Source organism: Paenibacillus sabinae T27 (genome assembly GCF_000612505.1).
Taxonomy (GTDB): Bacteria; Bacillota; Bacilli; order Paenibacillales; family Paenibacillaceae; genus Paenibacillus_AQ; species Paenibacillus_AQ sabinae.
Map to the genome: position 1 here is coordinate 5098477 of NZ_CP004078.1, position 12522 is coordinate 5110998.

The 12522-nt window shown below is 54.3% G+C and carries 16 protein-coding genes and 1 riboswitch; of the genes, 5 read left to right on the forward strand and 11 right to left on the reverse strand.

Translation table 11 applies throughout. From position 1 onward, the window contains the following. Positions 1 to 29 precede the first annotated feature (29 nt). Positions 30 to 245 carry a hypothetical protein gene (locus PSAB_RS23490; protein ID WP_025337002.1) on the reverse strand — a complete coding sequence of 72 codons (216 nt, stop codon included), beginning with the start codon at positions 243 to 245 and terminating at the stop codon, positions 30 to 32. A 258-nt stretch (positions 246 to 503) separates the two neighbouring features. Between PSAB_RS23490 and PSAB_RS23495 the strand changes: the two genes are divergently transcribed. The 4 genes from PSAB_RS23495 to PSAB_RS23510 all read left to right on the forward strand — a co-directional run bounded on the left by PSAB_RS23495 (position 504) and on the right by PSAB_RS23510 (position 2422). Next, complete coding sequence (locus PSAB_RS23495; RefSeq protein WP_025337003.1) at positions 504 to 1058, forward strand: TetR/AcrR family transcriptional regulator; 555 nt, start codon at positions 504 to 506, stop codon at positions 1056 to 1058. A gap of 4 nt (positions 1059 to 1062) precedes the next feature. Then, positions 1063 to 1461, forward strand: a complete 399-nt coding sequence (locus PSAB_RS23500; protein WP_025337004.1) for a DMT family transporter — start codon at positions 1063 to 1065, stop codon at positions 1459 to 1461. Between the two features lie 49 nt (positions 1462 to 1510). Then, a complete protein-coding gene (locus PSAB_RS23505) occupies positions 1511 to 2146 on the forward strand; it encodes an NAD(P)-dependent oxidoreductase (protein WP_025337005.1) in 636 nt (211 codons plus the stop codon). 84 nt (positions 2147 to 2230) lie between these two features. Then, positions 2231 to 2422, forward strand: a complete 192-nt coding sequence (locus PSAB_RS23510) for a hypothetical protein (protein WP_025337006.1) — start codon at positions 2231 to 2233, stop codon at positions 2420 to 2422. Positions 2423 to 2541: 119 nt separating this feature from the next. Here PSAB_RS23510 and PSAB_RS23515 read toward each other — a convergent pair whose 3' ends face one another. Both PSAB_RS23515 and PSAB_RS23520 read right to left on the reverse strand, forming a co-directional pair. Then, positions 2542 to 3678 carry a copper amine oxidase N-terminal domain-containing protein gene (locus tag PSAB_RS23515; protein ID WP_025337007.1) on the reverse strand — a complete coding sequence of 379 codons (1137 nt, stop codon included), beginning with the start codon at positions 3676 to 3678 and terminating at the stop codon, positions 2542 to 2544. A 242-nt stretch (positions 3679 to 3920) separates the two neighbouring features. Further along, positions 3921 to 4580 carry a xanthine phosphoribosyltransferase gene (locus tag PSAB_RS23520; protein WP_025337008.1) on the reverse strand — a complete coding sequence of 220 codons (660 nt, stop codon included), beginning with the start codon at positions 4578 to 4580 and terminating at the stop codon, positions 3921 to 3923. A gap of 180 nt (positions 4581 to 4760) precedes the next feature. Further along, positions 4761 to 4864, reverse strand: a riboswitch (purine riboswitch). Positions 4865 to 5150: 286 nt separating this feature from the next. Here PSAB_RS23520 and PSAB_RS23525 point away from each other — a divergent pair. Next, on the forward strand, positions 5151 to 6116 hold the full coding sequence (locus PSAB_RS23525; RefSeq protein WP_025337009.1) for a Gfo/Idh/MocA family protein: 966 nt from the start codon (positions 5151 to 5153) through the stop codon (positions 6114 to 6116). Between the two features lie 73 nt (positions 6117 to 6189). Here the strand turns inward: PSAB_RS23525 and PSAB_RS23530 are convergent, their stop codons facing one another. The 8 genes from PSAB_RS23530 to PSAB_RS23565 form a co-directional block, all read right to left on the reverse strand. Further along, complete coding sequence (locus tag PSAB_RS23530; RefSeq protein ID WP_025337010.1) at positions 6190 to 6510, reverse strand: ArsR/SmtB family transcription factor; 321 nt, start codon at positions 6508 to 6510, stop codon at positions 6190 to 6192. A gap of 1 nt (position 6511) precedes the next feature. Then, positions 6512 to 6946: an SRPBCC family protein gene (locus PSAB_RS23535; protein ID WP_025337011.1), complete on the reverse strand. Its 435-nt coding sequence runs from the start codon at positions 6944 to 6946 to the stop codon at positions 6512 to 6514. Positions 6947 to 7104: 158 nt separating this feature from the next. Further along, positions 7105 to 8031, reverse strand: coding sequence for an AEC family transporter (locus PSAB_RS23540; RefSeq protein WP_025337012.1), 927 nt, complete (start codon positions 8029 to 8031; stop codon positions 7105 to 7107). A 159-nt stretch (positions 8032 to 8190) separates the two neighbouring features. After that, the gene (locus tag PSAB_RS23545; protein WP_025337013.1) at positions 8191 to 8481 is read right to left on the reverse strand and encodes a DUF6509 family protein; all 291 of its coding nucleotides are present in this window, start codon (positions 8479 to 8481) and stop codon (positions 8191 to 8193) included. 377 nt (positions 8482 to 8858) lie between these two features. Next, complete coding sequence (locus PSAB_RS23550; protein ID WP_025337014.1) at positions 8859 to 10274, reverse strand: hypothetical protein; 1416 nt, start codon at positions 10272 to 10274, stop codon at positions 8859 to 8861. A 76-nt stretch (positions 10275 to 10350) separates the two neighbouring features. Next, positions 10351 to 11208 carry an EcsC family protein gene (locus tag PSAB_RS23555; RefSeq protein WP_025337015.1) on the reverse strand — a complete coding sequence of 286 codons (858 nt, stop codon included), beginning with the start codon at positions 11206 to 11208 and terminating at the stop codon, positions 10351 to 10353. 249 nt (positions 11209 to 11457) lie between these two features. Further along, the gene (locus PSAB_RS23560) at positions 11458 to 11727 is read right to left on the reverse strand and encodes a hypothetical protein (protein ID WP_025337016.1); all 270 of its coding nucleotides are present in this window, start codon (positions 11725 to 11727) and stop codon (positions 11458 to 11460) included. A 275-nt stretch (positions 11728 to 12002) separates the two neighbouring features. Continuing rightward, a complete protein-coding gene (locus PSAB_RS23565) occupies positions 12003 to 12521 on the reverse strand; it encodes a DJ-1/PfpI family protein (RefSeq protein ID WP_025337017.1) in 519 nt (172 codons plus the stop codon). Between the last annotated feature and the right edge of the window lies 1 nt (position 12522).

Sequence of the window (12522 nt, forward strand, 5' to 3'; positions counted from 1 at the left end):
GGTGCCTCCCTTGAATGTTAATCTTCTGCCTATTCGGTCCTCATCGGAACGAGCAGCAGCTCAAGCTTGCCCTCATCCAAATTGAGCCTGCCCTCCACCGTTTCGAATTCGCGGCCGCCGACCACTAAATAATTGACATGCTCCAGCGCGGCGATCATAGTGGCGTTCCATACGCGTTCTTCGATCGCATTCAGTGCGCCGTCCGGCATTTTTTCATATAAAATAACGCTCATTCCATTGTCCAAGCGAACAACCTTCCCTTCATGATTCGATTATCCTCTAATACGGGGAAATTCCGCCTAATGTTTCATGGAAACTGCCAGGAGAATGTAAAACCTTCCCATAATAGAATAATGCGTTCGTCCTACCGTAGGCAATCTTTTTTCACTGGCAGATCAGGTTGATCTCTGGGAGTCACGTTTGACAATACAGTCTTGGCTCAAATAAAATAATTAAAACGATATATTTTCCGCGTTTCCCATTGAGAGAAGGGAGGGCTACTTTTGAAACAAAGAATACTTGCCGAGGCCCGGCAGGAGATTTACAAGTCCGGCTTCCGCTTTACAATGGCGGATATGGCGAAGCGCTGCGGGCTCAGCACCAAAACGATCTACCAGGTGTATTCGTCCAAAGAAGAGCTGATTCTGGATATGGTTCGGCTGGCCATTGATGAGCTCGCGCAGACTGAGCAGTCGATCGTGAGTGATCCGAAGCTGGGAACAATGGATAAGCTGAGAGCCTTGCTCGTCCTTTTTCCGCGCGACTTTCAGTTCTTCGATATCAAGCGTCTGCACGAGCTGCAGCGTTATTACCCGAATGTATGGAGCATTGTGGATTCTTTTTTGACGGAACAATGGGATGGTGTGACCCAAATGCTGGCGGCGGCTCAGGCTGAAGGACTGCTTGAAGATTTCAATAAAGTTCTGTTCATTCAGCTGTACATCGGGGGGCTGTACCGGTTAATGGAGCAATCCTCCGCGGGCGGGATCACGATAACGCTCAGACAAGCGCTGGACGAAATGGTTGACATTATGTTAGACGGGATAAGGAAGAGGTGAGATTATGCACTGGTTGCTGCTGCTTGCCGCAATAGTCTCAGAGGTGGCCGGGACCACATTCATGAAGCTGTCCATGGGTTTTACGAAGCTTGTGCCTTCCGTTCTGCTCGCGGTCTGTTATCTGATTAGCCTGACCCTGCTTAATTTGGCGCTGAAAGGTGTCTCCGTCAGTGTCGCCTACGCGATCTGGTCCGGCGCGGGAACCGCTTTGGTGGCAGGGATCGGCTGGGTACTGTTCGGTGAACGAATGTCGCTTATCAAAATCATTTGCATCCTGCTCATCATCGCGGGTGTAGCGGGGCTGAACCTGGCGGAAGGAAGACGCGAAGCCGGGAATTCCGGTAGCCCGCAGCTCGAGGCTCAGCTCTCCAAGGAAACCGGCGTTTCAAAAGATGGCCTATGATCGGCGGCGCGCTGCCAGATGTACACTTTTTAATAAGGAGGATCAACTGTTGGAACAACGGAAGGCGATAGCCATCATCGGAGGAACAGGCAAAGCAGGCCGTTATCTCGCGCGAACAGCGCTGGAGAGCGGCTACAGCGTTCGTATGCTTGCCCGGAATCCGGATAAAGTGAACATGAAGGACGACCGACTGCAGGTGATTGCCGGAGACGCCCAAAACGTGCGGGACATTCGTTCACTGCTGGAGGGCTGCCATGCCGTGATTAACACCTTTGGGCAGCCTGTAAGAGCCGAACCGCATTACAGCAGCGTCACCCATACGGTCCTCACGGTCATGCGAGAGTACGGAATTACCCGGTACATAGGGGTTGCAGGCGGTTCGCTGGACGTCCAGGGCGACAGGAAGTCGTTATCAAGCCGGATCGTCTCCGCCCTGTTCGCCATTTTGTACGGCAAGATGATCTCGGACCGCAAAAAGGAACTGGAGCTGCTTAGGCAAAGCGATATCCAGTGGACTCTGGTGCGTCTGCCTTTTGTGGTAGAGGGATTGGAAACGGGGCGCATCAAGGAAAATCTAAGGGACATTCCGGGAAGACGCATTACCAATTCGGACATCGCGAAATTTCTCGTCGGCCAGATCCACGAAACGAAATACGTTAATAAAGCGCCCTGCATTTCAAATTGAAGTAAAGGGGCGCTGTTCTTAAATCCCATAAGTTTTATTAATGGAATATTATGGTGATATAATCATGGTAAAGGAGATGTTCAAATGAGTGACTTCTTTAATCCAGGACCCCCTGCAAATTCCACAGACCCCGGCGGTCATAAAGCTAATCATGATATCAATGAGAAAAAACTTCATACAGAAGGCGTCCGCGGCTTTTGGAGACAGGTAACGGATTTGCTTATCGGATTGGCTATTATTGCATTAATTGTTATTGTTATTCTTTGGATATTTTAAAGTTAAAAACAGCGACAGGTTCGGTATTGTTTGTCCATATCTGTCGCTGTTTTGGCTTCCCGGCACAGAGCCATATGATCCAGCCACTGGGATGCCCAAGCGGAATAACCTCATCCGTTTTATCCGGGCGACAAGCTGTACATCACCGTTCTGCTCTTGTCGTTCGCAAGCGAACGGTACGTCAGTGTCAGCCGGTTCCCGTCGCGCTTGGTCAGAATAAGCATTCTTGCTAGCACGTAGGGGTCTTGGCCGTCGGACTTCTCCCAGTCCTTCCAATCTTCGGGCGTAACCAGTTCCTTGTTCAGATTGACGGCGGCATCCGTGCGGTTTTGAATTAAATACAAGTGCGACGTATCGATGAAGCGGAGGATCAGCGCATCGGGAGCTGCATATTCGACGGTGAACTTGCCGCCCTGTCCGGTAAGCGCCTCTATGTCATACAGCCTGCCGAAACTGCCGTCGCCGTTAATATACTGCACGCTGTCGTCGTCTCTTATATACAGCTGCGTGGACGAGACCTTCGGATCTTCCGAATAGGCCGGAGCCATGAGATGAAAGTCCATCTGCTTAACGATTTTGCCGTCCCGGATTAACGCCTGGTATACATTGCTGAAATTATTGAACATGGCGTAGTGGTTGTCGCTTAACACAAGCAAATGCGTTCCCCGGGCCACTGTCTTTATCTCCAGATTATGCATATACGATGATTCAATCAGAGGCAGCTTGCCCAGAAGCGCCGGCTGTCCCGAGGCGGAAGGGGAGATGTAGACTTCGCCTGTATGCTGCGATACCCAATACGTCATATCAGGGACGGCGGCCGTGACAAACCGCGCCTCGTCGATGATATTCACATTGCCTCTATCCGGATCACGCCCGATTCTTCCTCCCAGCGCGCCTGTTCCGCTTACAAGCGGAATATAGACGGTGCCTGCTACAATGCGTACCGGCTTCGCAAGCTGAAATGCGGTTCCATTCACTTTGGCGACTTTGGAGCCAGCCGTTACGGTAATCTGCCGCCTTGGACGCGTCAAAACGGCCGTTTTGGATGCCTGGTTCCATACGACCGAATATCCCATATCCATTGCAAAGGTTTTGAGAGGGACCCATGTTGTTCCCGCCGAGACGGTTGCCTTGCTTGCAAGATCCAAATTCTTATAATTCAGCAAAATCGGGGAAACCTCGGCACCAAACGCTGTACTCGCACCCCAACCGAGCGCCGCAGCCAGAACAACGGCCGCCAGTCTGCCAGTTCTCATTTCTTACCAACCTCCTCTTCATGTCCCTTTCATAATAGTTGGACGAGATTACCTGGAAAAAGTTTCATGATCTCGTTCTCCGGCAGCGCTTTAGAGGAGACCGCGCGTTACAAGTGCCACCATGATTCCTGAGCTCACCGATTGCATATCCGGTGATTCAGCAGAAAAAACGGATACCGTCCTTAAGGGAACGATATCCGTTACTTTCAATCTGATGCTATATTTCTACGCCTCAAAGGCAATCAGGCCTGCTGCGCTTCCTGCACGGCGGCCGGAGCCGTCATTTCCCGGGCATCCTTCGTCTTCGAAAGGCCCCCGGTGATTTCCTCATTTTCGATAAAATGCACTTCTCCCGGCGCCATCGCCGAAATCCGGGCCAGGGAATGAACCTCCACGCCCATCTCCTCCAGCAGCCCGCGGCCTTCCTGAAAGCACTTCTCGATGACGCAGCCGACGCCCAGCAGCTCGGCTCCCGCTTCACGCACAATATCGACCAGGCCCACCAGGGCCGCGCCCGTGGCGAGGAAATCGTCGACGATGAGCACTTTGTCGCCGGGGCCGAGATATTTTTGCGAAATGCAGACCTGATACGATTCCTGACGCGTGAACGAGTGAACCGGCGCCGAATAGACCTGCTCAGAGAGGGTCACAGCTTTCTTCTTCTTGGCATACACAAACGGTACGCTTAGCGCAATTGACGCCGCCATGGCAAACTGGATGCCGCTCGCCTCGATCGTCAGCACCTTGGTGATCGGTCTGCCGCCGAAGATCCGGCCGAATTCCTTCCCGATTTCAAGCGCCAGGCCGGTATCGACCTGATGATTCAGGAACGAGTCCACCTTCAGCACCGTATCGGACAAGATCTGTCCTTCCTGTCTAATGCGTTCTTCCAATACTTTCATCTCTGCTTCTTCCGCTCCTTCTTCCTTTTCGGAAACCTGAAATAGCCCGTAAATCTCCCTACACTTTGCATAAAGCAAAAAAGGACAGATTCCTTGAGCGTTTCTCTCAAGTGAATCTGCCCCTCCGGGTGATGTCCCTTATGGTGTAACACGGCAGGCGTGTCCGCTCCGCCTCAAACCCGGGTCGCGCTGTTCACTCATAGTCGGACAATTGCTGTGGTCATCCGGTAGAAACTTATGGGCCATATTCCCACGATTATATGAGTCCAATTGTTTTTTTCTTATCGTTTCTTACATTTTGAAAAAAGCACGCCCTTTATATTACACGCTATGCTTTAACGTTACAAGGGCATTTTCCCCACCAATAACCGTCCGATTGACGGCATTTCTTGCGCTTGCACCGCCCCTAGGCAGGCTCCCCACAGCAAGCTCCCCACAGAATTGACAGATGGCCCTCCCGGTTATATACTCTAGGGAAATGTTTAGCACCTTTTTTGTTTGTTTAGCACATATGTGCACCAGATGAGGTAGTCGAACTCGGGTTCAAACAAGCGAAACGGAGGGATTGAGTTGAGTACAATCAAATGGGGCATTATTGGGCCGGGCGGAATCGCCCAAGACTTCGCCGAAGCGATGAAGCAATACGGCGGCACGCTGTATGCTGTAGGATCTCGAAGTGTGGATAAAGCGCAGAGCTTCGCCGAAAAGTTCGGAGTCTCCAAAGCCTACTGTGATTATCACGAAATGCTGCAGGACCCTGAAATCGACGCCGTCTACGTCTCCACGCCGCACAGCAATCACTATGAATATATAATTGAAAGCCTGAAACAGGGCAAGCACGTGCTTGCGGAGAAGGCGATCACTGTCAATATCACCCAGCTGCGGGAAATTGCAGCTTTGGCCGAAGAGAAAGGGCTGATCGTGGCGGAAGCGATGACGATCTACCACATGCCTTTGTACGCCAAGCTCCGGGAAATTCTGGACAGCGGCAAAATCGGCCCGCTCAAAATGATCCAGGTCTCCTTCGGCAGCCATAAGGAATACGACGTGAACAATCGGTTCTTCAGTAAAGATCTGGCCGGGGGAGCGCTGCTCGATATCGGCACCTATGCCCTGTCATTCGCCCGATACTTCCTGTCCGAGCAGCCGCATGAGGTGCTTACTACCGTCAAGCCGTTCGAGACCGGCGTCGATGAGCAGTCGGGCATTATTCTGAAGAACAAGGCCAACGAAATGGCCGTCGTCGCACTGACGATGCGCGCCAAAATGCCGAAAAGAGGCGTCGTCGCTGGAGAAAACGGCTTTATCACGGTCGATAACTTCCCCCGTGCCTCCAAAGCTGTCATTCAATATCTGGACGGTACGACGGAAACGGTTGAAGCCGGAGAGACGGAAGCGGCGCTCGAGTATGAAATCAAGCATATGGAGCAGGCGATCCAGTCGGGCGGCAGCCCTACGCTTCAGCTGTCCCTGGACGTGATGGATATTATGAGCAATGTCAGAGGGCAGTGGGGCATCACCTATCCTTTTGAATAAGGGGACAGACCAGAAGCTGTTCAGTCAAAAAAACCGGTCATTCGCGATCATGCTCGCGGATGGCCGGTTTCGTTTATTCTTCATTTTCGACGATATGCTTCAGAATGGACAGCTTGTTGCTCCAGAACCGTTCGTAATACGACAGCCAATCCTGAAGCTCCCGCAGCGGTTCCGGGTGCAGGCGGTACAGCTTCTCCCTGCCGGCCTTGCGGCCGCTGACCAGCTCCGCCTCAGACAGGATACGCAGATGCTTGGCAATAGCCGTACGGCTTACCGGAAAATGGGCGGCAATCTCAGAGATCGGCCTCTCCTTCTCGGAAAGCAGCTTCAGCACCTGCCGGCGGGTCGGATCGGCAATCGCCTGAAACACATCATGCTTCTCCGCCGCCGCCATATTAAGCCTCGACCGCCTTTTTCAGCCGCTCCTGCACAATGGCTGCCCAGCCGCCCGCCATCCGGCCATGAATGACCGAGCTTTTCTCGTTCGCTTTGCCGATGAGCTCGTCCGGCTGCTTCCACCCGCCGTGAATCAGCGTAAACTCCGTCTGATCGCCCAGCTCTTTCAAGTAAAAAGAAACGGTCCAGCCTTCAGTATCCCAGGTAAAGGCCAGACTGTTCGGCGGATCAAGCTCCGTTACCTTGCACGGCGTCGGGCCGAATGGCGACTGCAGATGAAATTCATGGCCGACCTCCGCTTGAAAGTCGTTTGGCATAAACCACTGCGCGATCCCCTCCGCTGTCGATACTTTTTCCCATACCTTGCCGATCGGCGCATTGATAACAACGGTCTGCACCACGTCCGGCAGATTGTTCCCCCGGTTGTCTTCCATTTTGCTTATCCCTCTTTCGCTTTTTAATATAACACCTTTTGGTTTCACTTTATCATTATATAAAACCTTTTGGTTGCATGTCAAAAAGAAACGGGCTTCCTTCTTCAGGATGCACCGTTTCACCGGAAAACAGGAGTCAGAAGTTCTCTGCCGGAGCTTTACCCCGCAATTGCCGCGATAAGCATGGGAAGCACCAGGAAGGAGGACAGCGTCGTCCAAAGAATGCAGCGGGAGACAACCGAGGGTGACGCTCCATAACGTTCCGCCAGGACAACCCCGTTAACCGCCACCGGCATGGAAGCAAGGATAAAAAGCACCGAATGGAGCGTTCCCGTAATCCCGAGCAAGGCCAATATGACCAGGGCAAGCAGCGGTCCCGCCAGTACCCGCATCGCGATTCCCGTCCAGAACACCGAGCGTTCTCTCTTGACCCCTGGCATCATGCCGACCTTCATCATTTGCGCGCCCAGAATGGCCAGCACTACCGGAGAGTATGCGCCCGCCGCCATCGTAACTCCCTTCTCCACTTCAACTGGCAGATGCAGGTGAAAGGCCCGGAGCAGCACCGCCAGTATGGCGGCGTAGATCGCGGGGAGGGAGAACACCGATTTAACGGCATTTTTCACGGAAAAATGGGACCTTGCCGCAAAATAAATCCCGATCGTGTTGACGATAATCATCTGGCCAATGACATACACGGAGGCTTTGTCGAGTCCCGCTTGACCAAAGGCGAGCAGCACGAGCGGAAGGCCGTAGTTCACGCTGTTGGTAAAGGTGGAAACCAGCGTAAGCCCGGCCCGGTCCGGTGAGGAGAACTTCAACACCCGGCCCATCGCCGCCGCCGCGCCCCAGAGAACCACCAGATTCGATAAGGAGAACGCCAGCGTCAGATAGATATCATCAAATGAAATTTCCGCGTGTAACAGCGTATCCAGAATAATGGCCGGGCTTAAAAAATACAGGTACAGAATAAGCAGCGGCTTCGTGTCCAGACGCTTAAAGCGTTCCAGCAGCGCGCCGGAAATAACCGGAATCGACAAAGGGACGATGACTTCAAGCAGCGTGGACAGCACGGTTTGGATCACGAACGGGCACCTCGTTATGTAGAATATTTCCTTCTACTATACCCCCGTGCTGACAGGCCGTCCAAGACTTGTAAGCAATATTCCCGATAGATACCGCCTATATAATCAGTACTTATTGAAAGGGTATCCGGTTGAAAAGGTATCCGGCGCAGCAGGAGATTAACGCTCCGGCAGATGTTCCTTGCAAAAGGCTTCCAGCTCTTCCTCTTCGTCATCTTCCAAATCGAAGTCGAGCAGCTTCTGCGTCGTCGTCTCGATCAGATCGTAAGTTACGACGCTTACCTGCCCACCATCCTCTTTGACAATGACCCGCACGGTGACCCCGTTCTCCGAGTACAGCTCGTCCTCTTCCGGGACGTTCAGGTTGATCATGAACTCATAACGGTTTCCCGCAATAATACCGAACGGGTCCGGGACCTGCTCGGCTGTGTAACCCGATATTTCAAGCATGTATATCGCTCCTTTTCTTCGTTCAGGAAATCATCATAGCACAGGCCCGGCAGGCTCCGCCAGATGGACCGCGCGTTCCCGGTCAAGGTGCTTTGGCCCTCTTCATTTCAGCCTTTCCGTCTGCGGACGCTTGTACAACAGGGTGGCCAAAAATAAAGGCCATGTCAAGACACTTAAGCTTCTTGGCATGGCGCGGGACCTGTTCTCTTAGCCGATCATTGGCTGCTGATCATTGGCTGCTGATCATGGCTGTCGGTCATTTGTTGGAGCGCCATCATATTAGTAGTTCTGTATAGAACTATCATTTGTAGAATCGCGTCGCCATGCGTCGCCTCTAGGAGAACGCCGCTGTCGTTTGAAGGCGAAAAATGATGGAGTCAGACGAGAAACATGGCGACTACGGTGGTGACGGCAAGGCCGATAAGCACGGGCTTGAGGTTGCGGCGCGCCAGTTCGAACGGACTGACGCCGCAGATGGCCGCTGCCGGGATGAGGGCCCAGGGAATGAGCGTGCCGCCGCCGACCCAAATGGCGGCGATCTGGCCAAGCGCCGTCAACGTATCGGCACCGGAGCCGATGGCGGCGGCGAACAGATGCGCGACGGAACCGGCGAGCGAGATGCCGGAGAAGCCGGAGCCGTCAAGACCGGTGATGGCGCCGGTGACGGTTAGCGTGACTGCGCCGACGATGCCGTTCAGCGGCACGGAGTTCGCCAGCGCCACGCCCAGGTCATTGACGATGCCGTGCGAGGCTTCGGGAAGGACGGTGCCGAACAGCTCGGTGAAAGCCGAGTCGCCGAGGTAGAAGAAAGCCGCGATCGGAATGACGGGGCCGAAGACTTTGAAGCCGAAGACGAAGCCGTCGATGAGGTAGGAGGTGATCTGCTCGAGCCCCTGATTGCGGTGCGCGAGCAAGGTAACGAAGATTAAAATGAGGACGGCGGTGCCGCCGATCAGAGCGGTCGCGTCGCCGCCTTGAAGATGCAGAAGGAACATCGCAGCCACATCGGCGAGAAACAGAAGCGGAATGAGGATGGCCAGCGATTTTTTCATCCGGGGATGAAGTATGGCCGGGTGAAGAGGGGGAGAAGATGGCTCCCCGAATACGCCCGATGTCCGCCCCGCCGAGACGAGTCCGTCTCTCCAGGTCCCCTTCTTCTGATCTCTGCGCATTATCCAGAAGGCGGCGGCGGTCGTCACGATTCCCATGACCGCGACGAGCGGAACGCTCGCCTCCATCACGCCGGCGACCGGCAGGCCCGCGGCGTCCGCCGTCAGCTTAGGCGCCCCTTGGATAATGTAGTCGCCGGAGAGGGCGATGCCGTGGCCGAACAGATTCATGGCCATCGCGGCTCCGAGCGCGGGCAGGCCGACCCGGAGCGCCACCGGCAGCAGGACCGCACCAACCAGAGCGACAGCCGGCGAAGGCCAGAAAAAGAGGGAGGTAACCAGCATTATGATGCCGATTCCCCAATACGCCATCGCCGGCGTGCGCAGAAACCGGGTCAGCGGTGACACCATCGTTTCATTGATGCCGGTAATCATCAGCACCCGGCTCATCGCCACAATAATGGAAATGATCATAATCGTTCCCATCAATTCTTTTGTTGCGTAGACAAAGGAGTTGAACACACCGGATACCGAACCGCCGAGCGTCTCCGTCGCCAGAAGCCCCAAGACAAAGATGCCGGCCACGCAAATCATCGTCGTGTCGCGCCGCCTGATCAGCAGCGCCATGATGAATACGATAAACGCCAAATAGACGTAATGGATTGCCGTTAACTGGATTCCCATGGCAGAAATCGCTCCCTTAACCTATAGCCTTGATACTATAAGCTATGCGGGAGCCCAGCAGGCGGTTCATGCGCCTCTATGTAGAGCGGGTTTGCATTTCGCCTATTTCGTCCAGCCTGGCCAGTATTCTCCGCTTGCGGTACAGCATCATGGCCGCTTCCGCCACCGCCTTCAGCATCTCCCGGTTCGTGTATGCGCCGAAGAACATCCCCACGACAGGAATCGTCTGCAGCAGCTTCTTCGAGCTCCAGTTATCGCGGTAGGCGGCAATCACTTCCCGCCAGCCCTGAATTTTGGACACCGCCGCGCCCTCGCCGCCGCCAATCCGGCCGCCCTTACCAAGCTCCAGATCCAGCTCCTCCAGTATCGCCCGTCTGCCGACCGCCTCGGCGGAGGCTAACTGCATCACTTTGACGGCGAAGATGCGCTCCTCCTTCTCCAATGGGTTAAATCCGTAGCAAAGGCCGATCTCCTGGATCACCTTCAGTGACAGGCCGAGGATGGCGGGGATATCCGCCGCGAGCGTAAACACGCCGCCGAAGCCGGTAGTTGCCCCTTGAGCCGTGGCGAAATTGCTTCGGCTCTTGGACAGGCGGCGCGCCGCTTCATCCATCACCGCAAGCGGGTAGGGGCCTTCCCCCTTGCCTCCGGTCTCGCGGCTCACCTCGCCCACAAGCTCGCCCACCTTGCGTCCCGCCACAAGGTAGTTGCCGCCATTCTGAATATAGCTGCCCAGCTCATTCAGCAGCTGGCCTATTTTTTCATGAACAACCTTAGGGGTTAGCTTGTCCAGCAGCTTAAAGGGAAGCCGGGTCAGCCGTTCCCAAATCATCAGCTGTCTCTGCTCCTTTTCCCATTTCCTGACCTCTTCCAGTGCCAAGCGCAGCTCTTCCTGCATTTCCAGCCCTCCGGAACCCAGCGTCAATTCGGTCATCGCCATGCCTCCTTTTTAACCGTTATTTACGCGGCAAACGTTCACCCGTTTCCTACTATATACCCCAAATCCGCCTGCACCGCTTGAAAATAACGTTTCTGGGCATCCTAAAATCGGCCCATTACAAGAAGAAATGGCTTGAGCGCCGTCTTATAATTTTTTATATTTTAAAAAGACCTCCGCCGATGGCGGAAGCCTTTGACTTTGTTATTAAACCATGTCTGTGCTCGTGGCCATTTGCCAGGCGGATCAGCGGTTTTGTTTGGACAAAGAGGCCAACCGTTCCTTCTCCGTCGCCAGCATTTCTTCCGCCAGATCGACGCCATGCCCCTGCACCGAGCCTTCGGGGGCGTGGCGGACTGCCTGCTCTGCATGCTTCAGGCTGTTCTCAGCCTGCTCGATAACCTGCTCCGTGGGATGGCTCATCGCCTGAGAAACGGCGTTATGCAGTTTAGCCGCCGCATCCTCCGCCTGATCGACTGTGCTGTTCGAACGCATACTGGACTCATAATGTCTCATAAATAAGGACCACTCCTTCTCAAGCGGACTATTCTTTCCTGTTTAGGATGGCCGGATGGCGAAGGTTTATGTACTTGGCATGAAGGGAAAATGTGGGGGTCGTTCCCCATTTGATTGCTGCTACTGTTGTTCGTGGCCACCCGCTCCAGTGCAAAAAGCAGCGGATTCTTATGATCCGCTGCTTTCTATGCTTCCCGGCGGCAACCTGACCGCCAGGCCCCCCGCCCGCTGGTTCAACCCGGCGGACGGAGTTCGAAACACGCTCGCGCCTGTAATTAGGCCAGCGCCGCTACGAGGCTCTTGCCGAAGTCCCGCGCACCGTCCGGTCCGTTGCTGGTGATGATATCGTCATGCGCCACCACATTTTGCACCACATAGTCCGCACTGTTGGCTTTCAGCTCATCAATCATAATTTCCACCGGATAGCAGGTCGCCTGGCGTCCAGCCAGCAGACCCGTTTTTGCAACCGCCACAGAACCTGCGCAGATGCCGGCCACGAGAATCTTTTGCTCATAAGCCTGCTTCAAATATTGGATCAGGTTGTCGTCGCCCCACAGGTAATCGATCGTTCCGGAGCCGCCAATGACGGCCACCACATCATAGTCATTAGCGGAAACGTCGGAATACACGACTTCGGCGTTTACTTTTCCCTGATTGTCGCCGGTGATTTCTCCGGTCTTCGTGCTGGCTACTGTTACCGCGATGCCCGCGTTCTCAAGCTCCGCCTTTGGATGAAACAGTTCGTCCTCGTTGAAGCGGTCCGGCGGAATAATCAGCAGTGCTTTTTTGCTCATC

Bases quoted from the DNA above. Each gene is read 5' to 3' on its own strand.
- PSAB_RS23515 (WP_025337007.1), bottom strand. From the start codon at position 3,678: ATGAGAACTGGCAGACTGGCGGCCGTTGTTCTGGCTGCGGCGCTCGGT.
- PSAB_RS23550 (WP_025337014.1), bottom strand. From the start codon at position 10,274: ATGGGAATCCAGTTAACGGCAATCCATTACGTCTATTTGGCGTTTATC.
- PSAB_RS23500 (WP_025337004.1), top strand. From the start codon at position 1,063: ATGCACTGGTTGCTGCTGCTTGCCGCAATAGTCTCAGAGGTGGCCGGG.
- PSAB_RS23520 (WP_025337008.1), bottom strand. From the start codon at position 4,580: ATGAAAGTATTGGAAGAACGCATTAGACAGGAAGGACAGATCTTGTCC.
- PSAB_RS23530 (WP_025337010.1), bottom strand. From the start codon at position 6,510: ATGGCGGCGGCGGAGAAGCATGATGTGTTTCAGGCGATTGCCGATCCG.
- PSAB_RS23565 (WP_025337017.1), bottom strand. From the start codon at position 12,521: ATGAGCAAAAAAGCACTGCTGATTATTCCGCCGGACCGCTTCAACGAG.
- PSAB_RS23560 (WP_025337016.1), bottom strand. From the start codon at position 11,727: ATGAGACATTATGAGTCCAGTATGCGTTCGAACAGCACAGTCGATCAG.
- PSAB_RS23535 (WP_025337011.1), bottom strand. From the start codon at position 6,946: ATGGAAGACAACCGGGGGAACAATCTGCCGGACGTGGTGCAGACCGTT.
- PSAB_RS23555 (WP_025337015.1), bottom strand. From the start codon at position 11,208: ATGACCGAATTGACGCTGGGTTCCGGAGGGCTGGAAATGCAGGAAGAG.
- PSAB_RS23545 (WP_025337013.1), bottom strand. From the start codon at position 8,481: ATGCTTGAAATATCGGGTTACACAGCCGAGCAGGTCCCGGACCCGTTC.
- PSAB_RS23510 (WP_025337006.1), top strand. From the start codon at position 2,231: ATGAGTGACTTCTTTAATCCAGGACCCCCTGCAAATTCCACAGACCCC.